General features: G+C 45.8%; 15 protein-coding genes. 10 read left to right on the top strand and 5 right to left on the bottom strand.

All coding sequences use genetic code 11. The features are described from left to right. The first annotated feature begins 150 nt into the window (after positions 1-150). On the top strand, positions 151-3,948 hold the full coding sequence (locus AC5JL3_RS26710) for a WD40 repeat domain-containing protein (RefSeq protein WP_496077360.1): 3,798 nt from the start codon (positions 151-153) through the stop codon (positions 3,946-3,948). Positions 3,949-4,009: 61 nt separating this feature from the next. Here AC5JL3_RS26710 and AC5JL3_RS26705 read toward each other — a convergent pair whose 3' ends face one another. After that, a complete protein-coding gene (locus tag AC5JL3_RS26705) occupies positions 4,010-4,597 on the bottom strand; it encodes a Uma2 family endonuclease (protein WP_496077359.1) in 588 nt (195 codons plus the stop codon). Between the two features lie 102 nt (positions 4,598-4,699). After that, complete coding sequence (locus tag AC5JL3_RS26700) at positions 4,700-4,882, bottom strand: hypothetical protein (RefSeq protein ID WP_496077358.1); 183 nt, start codon at positions 4,880-4,882, stop codon at positions 4,700-4,702. 248 nt (positions 4,883-5,130) lie between these two features. Between AC5JL3_RS26700 and AC5JL3_RS26695 the strand changes: the two genes are divergently transcribed. Together AC5JL3_RS26695 and AC5JL3_RS26690 are read left to right on the top strand one after the other, a co-directional pair. Beyond that, positions 5,131-9,171 carry a hypothetical protein gene (locus tag AC5JL3_RS26695; protein ID WP_496077357.1) on the top strand — a complete coding sequence of 1,347 codons (4,041 nt, stop codon included), beginning with the start codon at positions 5,131-5,133 and terminating at the stop codon, positions 9,169-9,171. 249 nt (positions 9,172-9,420) lie between these two features. Beyond that, on the top strand, positions 9,421-10,131 hold the full coding sequence (locus tag AC5JL3_RS26690) for a glutamine amidotransferase-related protein (protein WP_496077356.1): 711 nt from the start codon (positions 9,421-9,423) through the stop codon (positions 10,129-10,131). On the opposite strand, the gene AC5JL3_RS26685 is transcribed toward AC5JL3_RS26690, so the two are convergent. Then, positions 10,128-10,343 (bottom strand): hypothetical protein, encoded by a 216-nt coding sequence (locus tag AC5JL3_RS26685; protein ID WP_496077355.1) that lies wholly within the window; start codon positions 10,341-10,343, stop codon positions 10,128-10,130. The two genes, AC5JL3_RS26690 and AC5JL3_RS26685, sit on opposite strands and share 4 nt — an antisense overlap. Then, on the bottom strand, positions 10,328-10,516 hold the full coding sequence (locus AC5JL3_RS26680; RefSeq protein ID WP_496077354.1) for a glycosyltransferase: 189 nt from the start codon (positions 10,514-10,516) through the stop codon (positions 10,328-10,330). The genes AC5JL3_RS26685 and AC5JL3_RS26680 overlap by 16 nt, the downstream gene beginning before the upstream one ends. On the opposite strand from AC5JL3_RS26680, the gene AC5JL3_RS26675 reads away from it, so the two are divergent. The 6 genes from AC5JL3_RS26675 to AC5JL3_RS26650 all read left to right on the top strand — a co-directional run bounded on the left by AC5JL3_RS26675 (position 10,459) and on the right by AC5JL3_RS26650 (position 15,276). Further along, entirely contained in the window at positions 10,459-11,034 is a 576-nt protein-coding gene (locus tag AC5JL3_RS26675) for a TetR/AcrR family transcriptional regulator (protein ID WP_496077353.1), read from the top strand. The two genes, AC5JL3_RS26680 and AC5JL3_RS26675, sit on opposite strands and share 58 nt — an antisense overlap. 228 nt (positions 11,035-11,262) lie before the next feature. After that, on the top strand, positions 11,263-11,580 hold the full coding sequence (locus tag AC5JL3_RS26670; RefSeq protein WP_496077352.1) for a hypothetical protein: 318 nt from the start codon (positions 11,263-11,265) through the stop codon (positions 11,578-11,580). Next, positions 11,567-12,328 carry a class II aldolase/adducin family protein gene (locus AC5JL3_RS26665; RefSeq protein WP_496077351.1) on the top strand — a complete coding sequence of 254 codons (762 nt, stop codon included), beginning with the start codon at positions 11,567-11,569 and terminating at the stop codon, positions 12,326-12,328. The genes AC5JL3_RS26670 and AC5JL3_RS26665 overlap by 14 nt, the downstream gene beginning before the upstream one ends. 180 nt (positions 12,329-12,508) lie before the next feature. Then, on the top strand, positions 12,509-13,330 hold the full coding sequence (locus AC5JL3_RS26660; protein ID WP_496077350.1) for an NADPH-dependent oxidoreductase: 822 nt from the start codon (positions 12,509-12,511) through the stop codon (positions 13,328-13,330). 280 nt (positions 13,331-13,610) lie between these two features. Then, positions 13,611-14,096 carry a rhodanese-like domain-containing protein gene (locus AC5JL3_RS26655; RefSeq protein ID WP_192222591.1) on the top strand — a complete coding sequence of 162 codons (486 nt, stop codon included), beginning with the start codon at positions 13,611-13,613 and terminating at the stop codon, positions 14,094-14,096. A gap of 175 nt (positions 14,097-14,271) precedes the next feature. Continuing rightward, positions 14,272-15,276, top strand: a complete 1,005-nt coding sequence (locus AC5JL3_RS26650; protein WP_496077349.1) for a zinc-dependent alcohol dehydrogenase family protein — start codon at positions 14,272-14,274, stop codon at positions 15,274-15,276. Between the two features lie 136 nt (positions 15,277-15,412). Here AC5JL3_RS26650 and AC5JL3_RS26645 read toward each other — a convergent pair whose 3' ends face one another. Continuing rightward, complete coding sequence (locus tag AC5JL3_RS26645) at positions 15,413-16,483, bottom strand: hypothetical protein (RefSeq protein ID WP_496077348.1); 1,071 nt, start codon at positions 16,481-16,483, stop codon at positions 15,413-15,415. A 68-nt stretch (positions 16,484-16,551) separates the two neighbouring features. Between AC5JL3_RS26645 and AC5JL3_RS26640 the strand changes: the two genes are divergently transcribed. Next, complete coding sequence (locus AC5JL3_RS26640; protein WP_496077347.1) at positions 16,552-18,504, top strand: pentapeptide repeat-containing protein; 1,953 nt, start codon at positions 16,552-16,554, stop codon at positions 18,502-18,504. Positions 18,505-18,683: the final 179 nt, after the last annotated feature.

Below are 18,683 nucleotides of genomic sequence, written 5' to 3'. Positions count from 1 at the left end.
AAACCTGTACGATACACGTCTAATCAAGTTTTGCAAGTGTCTAGAGAACTAAGATTGAGACTTGCTGAGGGTAGGGAGTGTAAGGGTAAACAAAATTCTGTTGTGTCTTGTGTAGCTAGTTGAATGCTTGGATAGGGCTAGTGTTTACTGATGAATACTGAAGATGCACTCCTAATAGTTGAGAAAACCTTAAGCGAAGAACGTTTGAGCAAGCTGCAAGTGACAGTGTTTCGTCATGCTTGGGAAGAACAGTCTTATCAGGCGATCGCAAAAAACTCTGGCTATGAAGTGGGTTATGTCAAGCAAACAGGCTCCCAACTTTGGCAATTGCTTTCTCAAGCTTTTGGGGAAAAGGTAACCAAGAGTAATGTTCAGTTAGTCCTCAAGCGAAAAGCCAAAGGATTTTCAATTGCACCCTCTCCTGAGACAGCTTTCTCTTCCCAATCCCTAGTCACCAATTACCAATCACCAATCACCACCCGTACAGACTGGGGAGATGCCACTGATGTCTCGGTTTTTTACGGACGCACAGAAGAACTAGCCAAACTTGAACAATGGGTATGTTGCGATCGCTGCCGAGTTGTTGGTTTATTCGGTATGGGTGGAATCGGCAAAACGTCTTTATCGGTAAAGCTAGCCAAACAGATTCAGGGGGAATTTGAGTATGTGATTTGGCGAAGTCTCCGTAATGCGCCACCTGTTTTAGAACTCCTCGCTGATCTCATCCAGTTTCTTTCCAATCAACAGGAAACTGATTTACCAAACACCCTTGATGGTCGCATCTTGCGTCTCCTAAATTACTTACGCTCCTACCGTTGCTTACTTGTATTTGATAACGGAGAGACAATCATGCAACCAGGTGACTGCAATGGTGGCTATCAACCTGGGTATGAAGGTTATGGTCAGCTCTTAAAGTGTATTGGGGAAACGAATCATCAAAGTACGCTCGTACTCACTAGTCGCGAGAAACCCAGATGTCTTGCCGCTGAAGAAGGGGAGACACTGCCAGTGCGATCGCTTCGTCTTACTGGTTTACCAGCAAGTGTGGGACAGGAAATTTTTAGCCTCAAAGGGAATTTTTCTGGTTCTGCGGACGACTGGAGAATTTTAACTAAACACTATGCAGGTAACCCGCTTGCTTTAAAAATGGTAGCGGGGGCAATTAAGGATTTCTTTGATGGCAGCATTAGCAAGTTTCTTGAGGTGCTTGGGCAGGGTACCTCGGTTTTTGGGGATATTCGGGATTTGCTGGCGCGTCAGATTGACCGTTTATCAGATTTAGAGCAGCAGGTGATGTATTGGCTGGCGATTGATCGAGAGCCAGTTTCATTATCAGAATTGCGGGCAGATTTTGTTCCACAGGTGTCTCTTGCTGACTTACTAGAGGCGTTAACCTCCCTAGAAAGACGATGTCTCATTGACAAAGCGATGCCTACGCTTATTGAAAAGAGTCAGACCCTTTTCACTCTGCAACCTGTTGTCATGGAATACATGACTGAGCACTTGATTTGGCACGTTTGTAGAGAGATAGGGAGTCGGGAATGGCGACAGGGAAAGCTTCATCCTCGCTTGTTCAAGACCCATGCTTTAATTAAGGCTCAGGCAAAAGATTATATTCGGGACACTCAAACTCGCCTAATTCTCAAGCCTGTTTTGGATAGATTGCTTGATACCTATAGCCAAGAGAACCTGGAGGAGCTATTTCGGCAAATCCTCTCTCAGTTACGCCGGAAGTCTCCTCAGGAAACAGGTTATGTTGGCGGGAATATTCTCAACCTGCTTTGCAAGCTCTCATCAAACCTGAGTGGTTGGGATTTTTCCCATCTTACAGTTTGGCAAGCCTACCTAGGTCGAAGTGAACTCCATCAGGTTAATTTTGCTCATGCCAATCTAGCTAAGTCGGTTTTTACACAAACGTTTAGTCAAATCTTATCTATTGCCTTTAGTCCCGATGGCAGGTTGTTAGCAACGGGTGATGTCAATCATGAAATTCACGTTTGGCAAGTGGCTGATGGGAAACAACTACTGACTTGTAAGGTTGATGAGGGATGGATTTGGTCTGTTGCCTTTAGTCCAAATGGTCGCTTTTTGGCAAGCAGTGCCAACCGCACGGTGAATTTATGGGATGTCCAAACTGGGCAATGTGTACTAACGCTACAAGGATTTTGCGATCGCGTTTTTTCCCTTGCCTTTAGTCCTGATGGTTTTCTTCTCGCTAGTGGTAGTGAAGACCACTTGGTCAGGATTTGGGATATTAAAACAGGTGAACTCAAGAGTGTTTTATCCGGACACACTGATGAAGTCCGTTCTATAGCATTTGCTCCCGAATACTCTGCAAGAGGAACATACAAGAATCTCTCTGGCAAAAATCAGATGCCTCTTAGTAAGGGGGGAGTTAAGATTCAACATCACACAGGTTATCTTCTTGCTAGCGGCAGTTACGACCACACAGTTAAACTTTGGGACGTTAATACAGGTGAATGCTTAGAAACTCTTGCAGAACATACGGACTGGATATGGTCGATTGGCTTTAGTCCTGATGGTCGCACGCTGGCAAGTGGTAGTCGCGATCGCACGGTTAAACTTTGGGATGTTAGCCAAGGGAAGTGCGTCAAATCTCTAAAAGGACACTCTGGACAAATCCGAACGGTTGCCTTTAGTCCCAATGGACAAACCCTTGCTAGTGGCAGTGATGACCAATCGGTATGCCTTTGGAATTACCACACGGGTGAAGTATTGAGAGTCCTGAGAGGGCATACAAGTTGGATTTCCTCAGTTGCTTTTAGTCCTGATAACTACCTTTTAGCCAGTAGTAGCGAAGACCAATCTGTGCGGTTATGGGAGACGCGCAGCAACCTCTGTATTAAAACCTTGCAGGGACACAGTAATGGAGTTTGGTCGCTTGCTTTCAACCCTCAAGGCACGACTCTAGCCAGTGGTAGTCAAGACAGGATAATTCGATTGTGGGATATTAATACAGGACAGTATCTTGGCGGCTTACAAGGACATAGGAGTTGGGTTTGGTCAGTGGCATTTAGTCCAGATGGTAAAGTCCTTGCTAGTGGTAGCGAAGACCACACGCTCAAATTATGGAATGCTTACACGGGACAATGTCTGCAAACGCTGAGAGGACATAAAGATGCGGTGTTTTCTGTCATCTTCAGCCCAGATGGACAAACCCTCTATACGGGTAGCCTCGATGGAACCATCAAATTTTGGAATACTCGCACAGGTCAATGTCACTACACCTGCACTGGACACAATGGTGGAGTTTGGTCAATTGCTCTTAGTCTAGATGGGCAACTGCTTGCTAGTAGTAGCCAAGACCAAACCATCAAGCTTTGGGATGTCCACACGGGTCGATGTGTAAGAACGTTATCAGGACATAGAAGTTGGATTCGCACTTGTGCGATTAGTCCAGACAAGCATTTCCTCATTAGTGGCAGTGCTGATGGAATGGTGAAGCTTTGGCATCTCAATACAGGAGAATGTTACCAAACCTTGGAGGCACACACTGGCCCTGTGTTGTCAGTTGTCTTTAATCCGGATGGGCAAACTTTTGCCAGTAGTGGTGCAGATGCGGTGGTGAAATGTTGGGATATTTCACACTCAGCTTGCTCTTGTGGAGGTGAAGCACTGAGAGATTATGCGATCGCACAGCGCTATCAAGTTCTGCAAGGACATGATAAATGGGTGAGATTCCTTGCCTTTAGTCCAGATGGTAACATCCTCGCTAGTTGTAGCCAAGATGAAACTATTAAGTTATGGCAAAAATTTCCTCAAGATTCTACAACTAGTGCAAACAAGTGTATCAAAACACTGCAAGTCCCTCGACCTTATGAAGGGATTAATATTACAGGCGTTGTTGGCTTAACAGAAGCTCAACAATCCACACTAAAGATGTTGGGTGCTGTTGAGAATAACCTCTTTTCTCAGCTTCATTATTAAGTTTTTGGGTATTTTTTATCCAACAACAAAATTAGCTGAGGCGCTATCTGTCTGATACTAATTATTCCTCACGGTTCTCAAACTTAATCCCCTCATAAATTTCGCTCAACTGAATTTGGAACTCTAATGCAGAAAGAGATAACACCGTCTCTGCCGATTCATACTCTGTTAACAGCCACTTACCCTCAGAGGTTTTAGCAAAATGTTTAACGTTAACCTTGTACTGGTCAATTAAAACATATTCTCTAAACTCAAGAATAGAGCGATAATAATCAAACTTATCCCCTTGATCGTAATTCTTCGTGCTTTTTGACCAAACCTCAACTATCATCAAAGGGTTAGTAACCGTATCGTTGCGGTTTTCATGAAGAACTGGTTCTCCTTGAATGACCATAACATTTGGATAAGTATAAACACGATAACGTGGTATCCACAGGCGAACGTCACTCATGAATACTTCATAACCTTGCCCCCTCAAAGCGGGTTTCAAGTAGAGACAAAAATTTAGGATAAGGCGGTTGTGATTGAGGGATGCTCCTGCCATTGGTACTATCCTTCCATCAAGGTATTCGCTTTTGTTTTCAGCCGTTTCCTCTAATTCCAAATACTCTTCTGGCGTGTAATAACGTTGTTGTGTCTGTGTTACCATTACTTAAATCCCCAACTATTTTTCTTCTTACTATTAAATATAGATAAATAAAAGGGTAATGCTTTTGTGCGATCGCTACCCCTTTTTAGGAAAAATAAGAGCCTATTCTTCCTTACGAACACCCTTAAACGGCTTATCGCTGGCATCCATGAACCGTCCAGTTCTGGTATCCGGCTTGATAGGCTGCCCAGTTTTATGGTTTTCAAGCTGACTACGGTTCCGCACTTGCCCAACACGATAGCCCTTATTAGTTCTTTTAGCTACGCAAAATGGTAAGTGAATCACGAAGCGATCGCCTTATCAACGGAAGGTACTGAGCGTAGTTAGCAGAAAATCCATAAAGAGAGGACTAGTGTAGGCAAGTTTTGTTTGTGTAACCCAGGGCTTAGTCAAGGTTCACACACGATACAAAATATCAACATTATTTCGGAAATAAAGCAGTAGACTGCTTGCATATGTTGCAAAGCTTCCGGAGATAGGTACTACAGCAACCTAGTGCAGCCCCCTCTTCTCAACTGAGTTCTCGTGAAGTTATGACATCTCAACTCGACGGATCGCTCAGAATTGAACTCACCGTGAAAGCCTCGCAACCACAGTTGCTTGAGGGGTTGGATGTTTGGTTGCGTTTAGGTTTGCTTAGTGATGCTCAAGTAAGGGAGTTATGCCGCAGGTATTTAAGTTCTCCTCTGCCGGAACCCGTTACGACTCCTGCGCCAGTGCCTCAAGTCGCCACATCAGACACGGATGAAGTAGATACACCCACTGTTAAAACACGCACGGAGTCGCCTCTTTCCCGGATGTGGCACTCCCTGAAGGACGAATTGAGTGTCCGGTGGCTACTGTTTTTGGGCGTTTTTCTGGTGGTGGTGTCTTCTGGGGTACTGGCGGCTACTCAATGGCAGAATTTCCCGGCAGCTGGACAGTATGGCGTGTTGTGGGCATACACCGTAATCTTCTGGTTTGGAAGCTTTTGGGCAGGTAGGCAAGATTTACAGTTGACGGCTCAAACCTTGCGACTGGTTACACTGCTACTGATACCCGTGAACTTCTGGGCGATGGATAGCTTTGGCTTGTGGCGTAATCCTTTGGAATGGATTGTCATTGCGATCGCATCTCTTACCCTTACGACAATTACACTACTCAACCAAGACATTAAGGAAAATGCTTCGCGTTTCGCTCCTAACGCCTTTCTGATTTTATGGCTGAGTTACCTGCATTGGGGCTGGCAGTGGTCGGGATTTCCCCTGATAGCCGTCTATTTGGGGATGGTGGGAACTGCAATTCTTCTACCCAAACGTCATACACTCCCTCAATCTGAAAAATTGATAACAGCAGATAGTCAGGGGCGCAGTATAATAGCCGACTCCGACACTCGCACAGCAACGCGAAGCTCAGTTTCAAGCAAACTTTCACACTCTTCCCCGTTAAATTCAGATCCCCCCCAGCTCCTCACTAAAGCTCCGGCCTTAAAAAGGGGGGAGAATTTAGTTAAAGCCCTCCGTGTTAACTCTGATTTAGGGGCATCTCGGAGCGAGAAAACGCTCCCTAGTACTCCTATCGGCAGTTTGATTGTTATCTATGCTCTCGCTGTACTGCTAGGACGTGCAATTTTTGTAATTCAGTTACCAGTTGCCCAATTGGGCTTGGCGATTGGTATTTGTGGTTGGCTATTAGCACGATTGGGGCAATTGGAGACAACGCCAGAGTCAGCTTCCTTTCAGTCCAAAATCTGGGAAGGTATTGGTGGAAGTTTATTACTCATTGGTTGGTTAGTTTCGGTAAGAGAATCTTTTCCCTGGCAAGCAACGGCTGTGAGTGGATTAGCTTTGTGGTTTTTCGCGAATCGCTTGCAGCGGTTTTGGGGAAATCGTGAACTCATTGCGATTTTCGCGGTTGGCTTACAGGCACATTGGTTAGTTTGGCGCTTGGTACCGCCAGAGTTGCAACAAGGAATAGTTACGTTTTTCACCCAACTGACGAATTCTCAAACTGTCCCCGATGCTTTGCTAGGTTTGGCGCTATTTCCCTATTTGGTTGCAATGGTGGCGCTAACGGATTGGATTTATCGCGCCGAAAAACGGGAAGTAGCGAGTTTTGGAGAACAGCTAACCTTCGTTTTTGGGTTATTGCTGACGTTAGTGAGTCTGCTCAATCCTACAGTGCGATCGCTTAATCTTTTGCTATCCACTATCACCTTAGCGACAGTTACCGTTCGTTGGTCTCCTACTCGCACAGAATTAGTCTACCTAACTCATGTAACGGGATTGCTCAGCATCGCTTCTACGATTGACTGGCTATTCCCCAATTTGAGCCAAACAGTATGGGCAAGCCTCTTACTCATCGCTATGGTAATTGAGTGGAGCTACAGCGTTTTTTCCGATTCCCCAATTTGGCGACGCAGTGCATGGCATCTGGGTTTTGTGCTGTCTGGGTTGAGCTATACATTGCTGCTGAATGATACTTATCCTTCTGGAGTTTTTGCTACACCTGTCAATCAGGAAGCGGGGTTATTGTGGCTGTTGACACCACTGTGTCTAACTGGGGTTGCCACTCGCACGGCTGAACCGAGAAGAAGACAAGCTTCGTGGCTAAGTGTTGCCGCATTGGTTGTAACGCAAGCCCTAACGCTATGGATACCCGGAGTAAGGCTAATTGGTTTGAGTTTTGCCACAGGGCTAATGTTAGTCAATACGCGCTATCTGCGCCAAACGCTAGCGACAAGAATCACGATTGGCTTTGCACTGAGTTTTATCGGAGTCTTGCTTTGGGAGGGCGTTCCAGGCTTGCCACGGCTAACGGTTGCGGGTTGGTTTTTGGTAGGTGCGATCGCAACTCTGGTATTGTGGCTGATACGCAACGTACTCCAGCAACGTTCCGGCACGATAGCCGCCCTGTATGCTGAGGCATCTGATAATTGGGCAGTTGGCTTGTGCTGCTATGAGTTGTTGATGCTAACAGTTCATAGCATTGGCAGTTATTTAGCGTTGTTTCCCTCTAGCTGGGAGTACCTCGCTGCATCTACCCTAACTGGAGTCGCCATTTTCTGCCGTTACTGGCAACAACCTAGCAATACTGTTGTCTATAGCCTCAGTTGGGCAGCTGAAATTGTTCTTGCCCAAGCAATTCTGCTGAGTGGGGGTGCGACGTTAGAACTGGCAACTGCCAATATTATCCTAGGACTCGTCACACTGATTGCAAGTGATTGGTGGCTTGCCCAGGAACGTCAACCTGTGCCTTTACGGAGTATTGAGATATTGCCGTTGCTGTATGCGCTTCTAGGGATTGGGTTGCGTTGGGGTCATTTTACCAGTTGGACAGGCTTGCTAATTCTCGGTGCTGCCCTAACGGGAGTTGGTGTTGGGAGGCGGCGGGAGGAGTGGAAGCCACTGACGTATTTCTCCCTGGCGGGTATCTCGTTGGCTTGGTATGAACTGGTGATTTACCAGATGCTACAGACACAAGGGGGCAGTTTAGTCGATGCGTTGACAATTTTAGCCGGAGTCGCAACTGCGATCGCATTAGCTTATCGCTTATTGGCTTGGTTTTGGCACTCGCGCATTGAGCGTCTTTGGCGCTTGAGTATGGCAGAACTCAAAAGCACAGCGCACATCCATTGGGCAATTGCAAGCTTACTACTAGTGTTTGCCGTAATCACTGCTGTATCTGTAGCAACTGTACCACGTTTAGCAGGAACAACAATTGTTCTCAGCCTGGTTCTTGGTGGGTATGCCCTAGTACAGGGACGCCGAAATCCTGATGTTAAGGCAGCTCAAGAATGGGTGTATGTTGGTGTGATTGAAGTCGCCGCTACAGGTGTCTCTGCCCGCTTACTTTGGACGGAACTCAGTGTGCTAGATGCCTGGTTTGCCCTGATGGCTTGTGGTTCAGCGTATGCAATGTTCGAGTTACCTTGGCATAAATGGGGATGGCATCCGACTCCTTGGAAACACTCTGCGATACTCCTCCCACTGCTTACTGCCTGCTTGACAACTGAGGCGATTTCTGATGCAAGTTTACTCCTAGTAGCGGGATACTATGCCTGGATTGCCAAACGCAGCTCCAATATTCGTTTGACCTATATTAGTGTACTGCTGATTGATTGGGCGATCGCACGTTGGTTTGAGCGGCTACAATTAACTGACCCTTTGTGGTATGCAACAGTTTTAGGTTTATCCTTACTCTATATTGCTCAATTTGATTCAGACTTGAAGCGAAAAGAGCAAAGGCAACTGCGTCACTATCTTCGCATCCTAGGAAGTGGTGCAATTTGCCTAGTCGCCTTACTCTTTCATCAAGAAACAGGAATTATTCCGGGAATCATCAGCATAATTACGATTTTTGCGGGATTAACCTTACGAGTACGAGCGTTTCTCTTTGTTGGGACTGCAACGTTTCTACTAACAGCGTCTTATCAGCTAATTGTTCTCATCTCCCGCTATCCATTCATCAAGTGGGTAGTGGGTTTAATTGTTGGCATCATTTTCATTGGTATGGCAGCTAACTTTGAAACCCGTCGCAACCAAATCGCTTCTGTGTTACACACCAGCCGCAGTGAGTTAGGCGCTTGGGAGTGAAGGGAATTGGGAATTGGGAATTGGGAATTGGGAATTGGGTTGCCAATCAAAAAATTAGGGACTTAAGCCTTCGCATTGTGCCAGTTGCGTAAGTCCTGATCCTATTTTTGCAGAAATAATTTATTGTGGGGTGGGCATCCTGCCCGCCCTTTAGCTTTGACAGGCTTTCCGGCTTGTCCCACAAGAAAATGTCTTTGCACGATTGGGATGCTCCCAAAATGCTGAGCTTGCAAGCTATATCGTACAACTGTGAAAAAAATTCTTCTCATTGTCCATCAACAAACCTCTGACCCTGGACTTGTTGGGCAAATTCTCATCAAGAACGGTTATGAGCTTGATATCCGTTGTCCGGCTATAGAACAAGAACTTCCAGCCACAATGCATAATCACGAAGCTGTGGTAATCTTCGGAGGGCCAATGAGTGCTAATGATAGCGAAACGCTGCCGTTTATCCGCACTGAACTGGATTGGATACCAATCGCTCTTGATTCTAGTAAGCCGTTTTTTGGAATTTGCCTAGGGGCACAATTACTAGCACGGGTACTTGGAGCATCTGTATCACCGCATCCTAAAGAAATGACAGAAATTGGCTATTTTCCAATCCTGCCAGCTGACACAAGTGTTAATTATTTTGACGTTCCTCGCTATGTTTATCATTGGCATGGTGAGGGGTTTGAATTGCCTAGAAGCGCACAACTATTAGCTAAGGGTGAAGTTTTTGAATCCCAAGCCTATCGCTATGGAGAAACGGCATATGGCGTACAGTTTCATCCTGAAATAACTAAGGAAATGATCGACAAATGGACGACACTCGGCGCTCATATGTTGACATTGCCAGGGGTACAGTCTCGTGAAGAACAGATGCAGAAATACTCTCTGTATGGGGGTGAATCTGAATCTTGGCTTGAAGGCTTTCTCTGCCACTGGCTTAATACGGCAAAAGTTAAAGAACTGCATTAGGCAACCCTAAGATTTGCGATTTCCTGGATGACGGCAACTGCACTAGCGATCCCATCTTCCTCACGGATTTTTGCCCCCAAGGCTGCTGCACGCTGACGCATCATTTGATCGGTTACAGCCGTTTGAATCGCTTGTGCAAGACGTTGTGCCGTTAGTTGTTTACGTGGAATTGGCTCTGTCCCAACCCCTAATTTTGCTACCCGTTGCCCCAAAAGCCCTGATCTCCAAAGAACGGAATAATAACCGTAGGAACTCCTGCCCTGAGTCCCGCTGCTGTAGTGCCCGCACCACCATGATGGACAACAGCCGCGACACGAGGGAAGAGCCATGAATGAGGAATGGAATCTATCAGGTAAGCGCTATCTGGCAGGTTTTCTTTACGCATTCCACGCTGAAGCTGGTGTTGCTAGGGGAACGTTCTACAACTATTTCCAGACGAGGGAGGATGTGCTGAAAGCGGTTGCAGCATCCTTGAGTGATGAAATGAATCAAAAGATTTGGGCGCAGTCTGTTGATATTGCTGACCCGGCTGAACGAATGGCGATCGCCCTGCGCCAATTTCTGCATCAAGCGATGCGAGATGCCACCTGGGGATGGGTAATTGTTCGCATTGGATTAGTGGCAGCCCCCTTAAGTGAAACGGTTGAAAGGGGGGTGATGACAGACCTAGAGGCGGGAATACGGCTGAAGCGTTTTCAGGTTGACAATGTACACGCAACGATTGATCTGATTTTAGGAACGGGACTGATGGCAATGCGTAGCATTTTGGAAGGGCATACAGAACCCAATTACCCTGAACAGATCGCGAAGATGATTCTTAAAACGCTGGGGGTTCCCGATGCCGAAGCTCATGCGATCGCATCCAAAGTCCTAGAGCCTCTGTCAGAGGATCGTACTTCGTGAAACTTAGGTATTAGCCATAGCTCTGTAGTTCCCCACAGAATACATAAAATACATAATCTTCTAGCGAGAAGGGACTAAGATAAGCAACTGATTTTTGAGCAAGCGAATGGTTAAAAATCCACTTAAAAAACTTGCTTTTTTTGACTAATCGTGCGAGGCTTTTACGAGCTTAATGACAAAGAACAGTATTCCGACCCATTCACTGTTCTTTAGTAGAGTAAAGTTATTGTGCATTGTGAACGACAAGTATTTGCCGTTTATCGCCGCTTGGATAATGGTAAGTCAGAAGGACACGCGGAATTAGAGGTTGTTGAAAAGCGATCGCTTCAACCTGGTGATATCTACCATCTCCTACCCCCAGATGGTGATATACATGCGGTTAAGACAATATCCCAGAGTGCATCAGTATCTATCCCTCTCCTTGGCAACGACACTGGCTGCATCTGGCGACACCAATTTACCCCAGAATCCCACAGTGTCCGGTCATTTCGCTCTGGATACTCAAACGCCCCCTGTAAGGACGAAGAGAACTATGCCTCAGTTTGATCGACCAATGCCACCCGTATTTGAGCGAGTTGAGGAAGAACGCCTCCACCGCAAACAGCGTCTTGCTGCTGCATTCCGCCTTTTTGCCCGATTTGGATTTAGTGAAGGCATAGCAGGACATATCACAGCGCGTGACCCGGAATTTACCGATCATTTTTGGGTCAATCCGTTCGGGATGTACTTCGGTCATATTCGTGTTTCTGACTTGATTTTGGTGGATGATACAGGCGAGGTGGTGAAGGGGAATCGTCCTGTCAATCAAGCTGCCTTTGCTATCCACTCCCAAGTTCACAATGCTAGACCTGATATTATCGCTGCTGCACACGCTCATTCACTTTACGGTAAAGCTTGGTCAAGCTTGGGTCGTCTGCTTGACCCCTTGACTCAAGATGCTTGTACATTCTACGAAGACCATAGCTTATTTGATGACTACAAAGGCGTTGTGCTGGATACCTCAGAAGGTAAGCGGATTGCTGAGGTTTTAGGCGATCGCAAAGCGGTAATCTTACGAAATCACGGCTTGCTTACAGTTGGTCACTCGGTTGATGAAGCCGCTTGGTGGTTCATTACCTTTGAGCGTTCCTGCCAAGCTCAACTTCTTGCGGAGGCAGCAGGCAAACCCATTTCCATTGACCCTGAAAATGCGCGTCTTGCACAAACTCAAATTGGGACACATTCAAGTGGATGGTTTAGCTTTCAGCCGCTTTACGACAGGATTGTGCGTGAAGAACCGGACTTGCTTGAGTAGTAGTTAGTTGTTTGTTGTTTGTTGTTTGTTGTTGGAAAAAAGATAAGCTGAGACGCATCTAAATTGCATACCTCGATGATGAGAGAAAAACTTTTATTCCTTCTGCCCTCTGCCCTCTGCCCTCTGCCTTGCCTCAACGACAAATATTAATACTGACGTACTTATCTCTAAAAGGGAATTATGCCTCACCCAACTGAACTGTTGCGATCGCGCTACGGTGATAACTTTTTTGCTCCAGAGATTGAGTGGAATGACTCTCTGACAACACTGCTGTCCCATCGCTCGATTCGTGCTTATTTACCTAACCCTCTACCGGAAGAAACGCTAGAACTCATCGTTGCGGCAGCTCAATCTGCTGCTACTTCGTCTAATCTTCAAACGTGGAGTGTAGTTGCAGTCGAGAACCAAGAGCGCAAAAATCGGTTATCCGAGTTAGCGGGAAACCAAGCGCATATTCGGCAGTGTCCTTTATTTCTAGTTTGGTTAGCTGATTTGGCTCGCCTTGCTTTTGTTGCCGAAAGTCGGGGACTATCGCATGAGGGCTTGGACTACTTAGAGATATTTGTAATGGCGACAGTTGATGCGGCGTTGGCAGCGCAAAATGCTGCCGTTGCCGCAGAGTCGCTTGGCTTAGGAATTGTCTACATTGGTGGGATGCGTAACCACCCTGAGGAAGTTGCAGCAACAATTGGTTTACCGCCTCATGTCTTTGCTGTATTTGGGATGTGCGTGGGCTATCCTGATCCAACTGTGGCGGCAGCAGTGAAGCCTCGTTTACCACAGTCAGCAGTATTACATCACGAAAACTATAAGCTAAGTGAGCAGGATGAGGCGATCGCTTATTACAACGAAGTGATGACAGCCTTCTATACTGAGCAACAGATGAATGTTACAGGTGACTGGGCAGAACACTCATCCAAACGGGTTGCCACTCCTAGCTCGTTGACAGGACGCGATCGCTTACGTGAGGCACTGAATAATCTTGGCTTTGAATTACGTTAAGTCTTTCTAGACTTATCTGCTATTTTTATATTTATTTGCTGGATCCATAAGACAACCTTCATTTATATCGCTATTCTCTTCCTTTAGACATAGCTTCGCTTCAGATTAAACCAGGACATGCTGACGTTTGTGTCCAATCGCTTAGCATTTTTACTAACAGCAACTAATGATTAATTCTTCCTCAAGATAGATAATTCAAACCCTCCGTCTCAAGAAGGAAGGTTAAGTAAGGAGACCTTGATAAATTGCAGTTAATGTAATTTAAGGTTGATAAATCTTTATGTCAGAAGTCGAAAAAACTATTCTCAACGCCAAAGACAAACTTCCTGAGGTGACTCCTACTCCCTCAGCTCAGGAAACCCCTATTTCAAGTGCTCAGGCTCTCAAATCTCGTCTCGAATGGGGTGAACCTGCTTTTACAGTAGTGGATGTACGCGAGCGCACTGCTTTTAACGCATCCCGGATCTTGGGTGCAATCACAATGCCACTTGACGATTTACCCAATAGAGTGACTTCCAGCTTAGAGCCTCAGCGCGAAATATATGTTTACGGTGACACTGACGAACAAACAGCACAAGCTGCTAGTAAGCTTCGTGAGGCTGGATTTACAGCAATTTCCGAACTAAGAGGCGGATTGGCTGGTTGGAAAGCAGTTGGTGGCCCAACAGAAGGCACGGCTGAAACAGGATACGATAGCAGTAGTGCTGAATACAATGTGAAAGCTCGACTGGACAAGCACGCCGAAGTCTCCTCCAAGAACGTGTAAGAGTTCAGAATAAACTTGAAGACTTGTAGTTTTTGAATAGGTGTTCTCTATTGAAACACCAACACGATTAGGGCAATCCTCCTAGGGTTGCCCCTCTTTAGTTATGGCTATGCATTCCTACAGTTGCGGTAGAGTTTCTATTAGAAAATTCTCGTCTTACCAACACAAAGACCCGATGAAAGCTGTTCTGATGACAGAAGCTGGCGAACCAGAAGTTCTACAACTTCAGGAAGTCCCAGACCCTAAAATTCAAAATGATACTGAACTCCTAGTACGTCTTCACGCTGCTGGGATTAACCCTATTGATACGAAACTACGTGGTAGAGGTACTTTTTATCCTGACCAAATGCCAGCTATCTTAGGTTGCGATGGTGCGGGTGTTGTAGAAGCCATTGGTTCCGGTGTCCAGCACTTTCAAGTTGGCGATGAAGTGTATTTCTGTGCTGGTGGGATTGGCGTATCTGGTACTGGCAATTATGCAGAGTTTGCCGTGGTTGAGGAGCGAATGGTTGCCCACAAACCAACTTCGCTTTCCTTTACTGAAGCGGCGGCAGCGCCCTTAGTACTCATTACCGCTTGGGAAGCTCTCTACGACAGAGGAAGGCTGGAATCTGGGCAACGAGTCCTGATTCATGCCGGGGCTGGAGGTGTTGGTCACGTCGCGATTCAACTGGCAAAACTCAAAGGTGCTGAAGTTTGCACAACGGTCAGTTCTCAGGAGAAAGTACGATTTGTTCGTCAGTTAGGTGCTGACCATCCAATTCTTTACACGCAAACTGACTTTGTAAAAGCTAGCTTAGACTGGACTGGAGGAGAGGGAGTAGACCTTGCCTTTGATATGGTCGGGGGGAAAACTTTCTACGATACATTCCCAGCCGTGCGGGTATATGGGGATGTGGTGACCATTCTTGAGCCTGACCCTGCTCATGCTAATTGGAAAATAGCGCGATCGCGTAATCTCCGAATCAGCCTGGAATTAATGCTGACTCCAATGTTTCAAGGACTTGTTGCCGCCCAACAACACCAAGCCGAGATTCTCAAGCAGTGTGCAAGTTGGATTGATGAAGGTAAGCTCAAAATTCACCTCAGCCAAACTTTCCCGCTAAAAGATGCAGCAGCGGCTCATAAAGTCTTAGAATCTGGCTCAATCACTGGCAAAATCGCTCTGCTCATCGAATAGTTCTGTTGCTCAGACAGGAAAGTTAGTTTCAAACGCAGCAAATCTACTTGTCGGGTGCGTTATTTAACGCACCCTACTACATCTAGCCTTTGATGGATAATTTTGCGTAAGTCCTACTGTTCTATGCTTTTGTTCCCTAACGAGTAACTCTAACAGGCGTTAGGAGAAAAGCTCTGGTTTGACCGTCTTTTTGTCCACTGCCCACAATCTGCCCTCGATTATTAATCGCATGAGCCACATTAAGTTCCCATCCAGAATTTGCAGCCAATAGGTTATTGAGGTCTACCATTCTGCCATTTCTCGATACGAAAGCGTGCAGAGGAACCTCATTAGAGTAGTTATTGACGGTGAATGAATAACCGACTATTGTTGCACGATTATTGATGTCAGTTGCCTTAGTCGCGTTACCATCAAAAGTTCCTAAATCAGTTATCTGATTATTTTGCCAGGAGACAGCGTGTTTAATCCCACTGCTGGTTTCTGACCAACCGACTACCGCACTCGCTTTATTAATGCCTAAGGCTTCGCTATTACTACCACCAGGAAGGGTACCCAAGTCAGTTACCGTATTGTTTTCCCACAAAACGGCGTGCAACTGATTGCCATTATTGGTAGATGCATAGCCGACTATCTGTCCTTTGTTGTTGATGTCTGAAGCTCTATCATTATTGTTGCTGGTGTTATCACCGAGAGAATTGAGGTAAGTCGTCGAGCCATTCTGCCAAATAAAGGCTGATAGACTAACATCCCAGCCAACTACCTGTCCTACGTTATTAATTGCAGTGGCATAGCCGCTCTGGTTACTTTGAAAGATGTTAGTTACGTTACCGTTTTGCCATATATAGGGAATTCGTCCACCGGTATGTGAACCGAACTGGATATTACAAACTACCTGTCCTACATTGTTAATCCCTACACCATCGTTATAAGGGATACCGCTAAACTGCTTTAAGTCAGTTAGCGTGCCGTTGCTCCACAATACGGCGTTCGTTCTAGATCCAATATTAACGGTTGAATAACCTACAGCTTGTGCTGAGTCATTTAGGTCATAGGCAACACTTTTGTCACCGCCAAGGGTACCTAGGTCAGTTACAGCGTAAGAGAAAGTCGTGGTGGCTTGAGTTGTGGTAAATTGCGTGATTCCTATAGCAATAAGCATTGCTCCCACTAATAAGGGTAAAAATTTTGTTAATAAATGCTTCAGCATTAGGTTGGTTCTGTTTGATAAAGGTGCTTGCACTCTCTAAGAGTTTTCCCCTTTCCCTTGAAAAACTGATGCTTTTAGTTAGAAAAATTCATCGAGTTGGATTATTCCTGATTTTGCTCCTGCTTTTGCTTTCTACACCAACATGGGCAGCAACCCCACCAGAACGAACGATTCTTACGTTTGAACTGCTGCAAGAACGAATTAAGTCGCCCCTTCCTAGTGACGGGGTTTATATGATTGACCTTCGGCAGCTAGTTATTGACTTGACTAATGACAATGCTGATTTTCGTGACCAGTTCTACCAGCAGTTGCAAACCCAAATTAATCGCTCAAAAATTCCTCTTGGTATAGATTTGAGTGAATCCTTGATTCAAGGTGAGTTTACTGCTAGTCGCGTGGGGTTGCGATCGCCTCTTTATGCACCTGCACTATCCCCGTTGTTGACACCCACTGAACAAGAACAATTACAACGTGACGATCGCTTTTTGACTGAACTCACTGAACAGGACAGCCCAATCACAATTTTTCGAGGACCCATTAAACTTGTACATACCCGCTTCACAGGTACCGTTAATTTTGCCAATACGTTCTTTCTCCATCGGCTAGAAGCACCATTCGCTACTTTTGTTCAGGAAGGAAACTGGTCGCACACTCGCTTCGGCAGATTAGCCGATTTGACAGAGGCAACGTTTAAACAAGATGTGAATTTTTGTAACACCACCTTCTTTGCCAAAGCTGGATTTAATCAGACACATTTTCAAGGTGTTGCTAACTTTACAGGCGCTACTTTTGAGGCTAAAGCAAGTTTTAGTGGGGCAGAGTTTAAACGCCTAGCGAACTTCACACGGATAGAGTGGCTTCAAGATGTGAATTTTTCTCAAGCGAACTGGCGCGATCGCTTATTGATGAGCAAAAGTCTGTTTGCTCACTCGTTAATTCTCACTGACGTTACGTTGGAAAAGTCCACCACTTTTCGCGAAAGCCAGTTCCAGGAACCTGTACTCTTGCGGGGTGTCAGTCTCCTTGACCAAGTGGATTTTAGCAATGCGCGGTTTGCTCCAGATGCTTACCTAGATGTTGCAGGTTTAACGTTTGACTCTGACCAAGCGAAAATTTTTGGCGATGCGGGTCAAATTGGTCGCGTTCTCTATATCCCAATGCTGCAAGGTAATGAGGACGTTCTTCGTAATCTAGTGCGGAACTTTCGAGAACAAGAGCAAATTGCTGATGCCAATCGATTGGAGTACACTACCCAACGCTTGCGGCGAGAGCAACTCGCTAGTCGTATTTTGGGGGGTAGAGGCGACGATAGAAGTCATTCCTATTGGGTAAACGATGCATTGCACTGGGTAGCCTTAGGTTTCCTGCTGCTGTTGAGTGAGTATGGTACGAGTTTTTGGCTAGTGTTTGGGGTTGGCTGCTGTGCGATCGCTTATTTTGGTTTCCTGTTCTGGCTACTCGATCGCTGGCGGCGGCGATTTCCTCAACCAATTCTCCCGACGTACTTAGAAACGGTTTGTATGTTAGGGAGTTACGCTTTACTAACGTTCACTGGAGTGATTGCGATCTTTCGCAGTGGTGAACAACCTTGGTTAACACTTTTGTGTTTAGGAGGAATTCTTGTGCCAATTCCCTTAATGCTATTGTGGCGACTCTATCAACAAGGTCGCTATCACGATTTGATCGATGTGACTTACTTTGTTGAAGACGGAAGTTTGCGCCAGTTGCGTTTGTTAATCGGACGCTTACCTGTGGTGCCTCGGTTCCCCTTTTTTCGCGATCGCTATATGCCTATCCTTTGGGATCGTCGCTGGAACTGGCTCAATTACTATGACTTCAGCCTCAATAACTTGCTGAAATTTGGCTTCAATGATATCCGTTTGCGAGATGAACACCTTCCTGGCATCATCACTACTCTGGTTTGGTATCAATGGGGTTTAGGAATTCTTTATCTTGCGCTTCTCCTATGGACTCTTTCTCGGACTATTCCAGGACTGAATTTATTGATTTATCTTAAGTAGCCCTGTTAGGCTTTATAATCCCTAACGGCATCATCCTATCGGGTGTGGTTTACCAACGTTGTAATGAGGTATAAGATTATTACTTCTTGTTCCTTGTTACTGCTTTTTCGTATATAGAAGCGACATTATTTTCGTCTAGGAATTTTACAGAATTGACAACCAAGTTGTTAACAGGCAAA

It is taken from the genome of Symplocastrum torsivum, from assembly GCF_059505465.1.
Note: the sequence above shows the minus strand (reverse complement) of the source record. Positions and strands in the feature narration are given on the sequence as shown.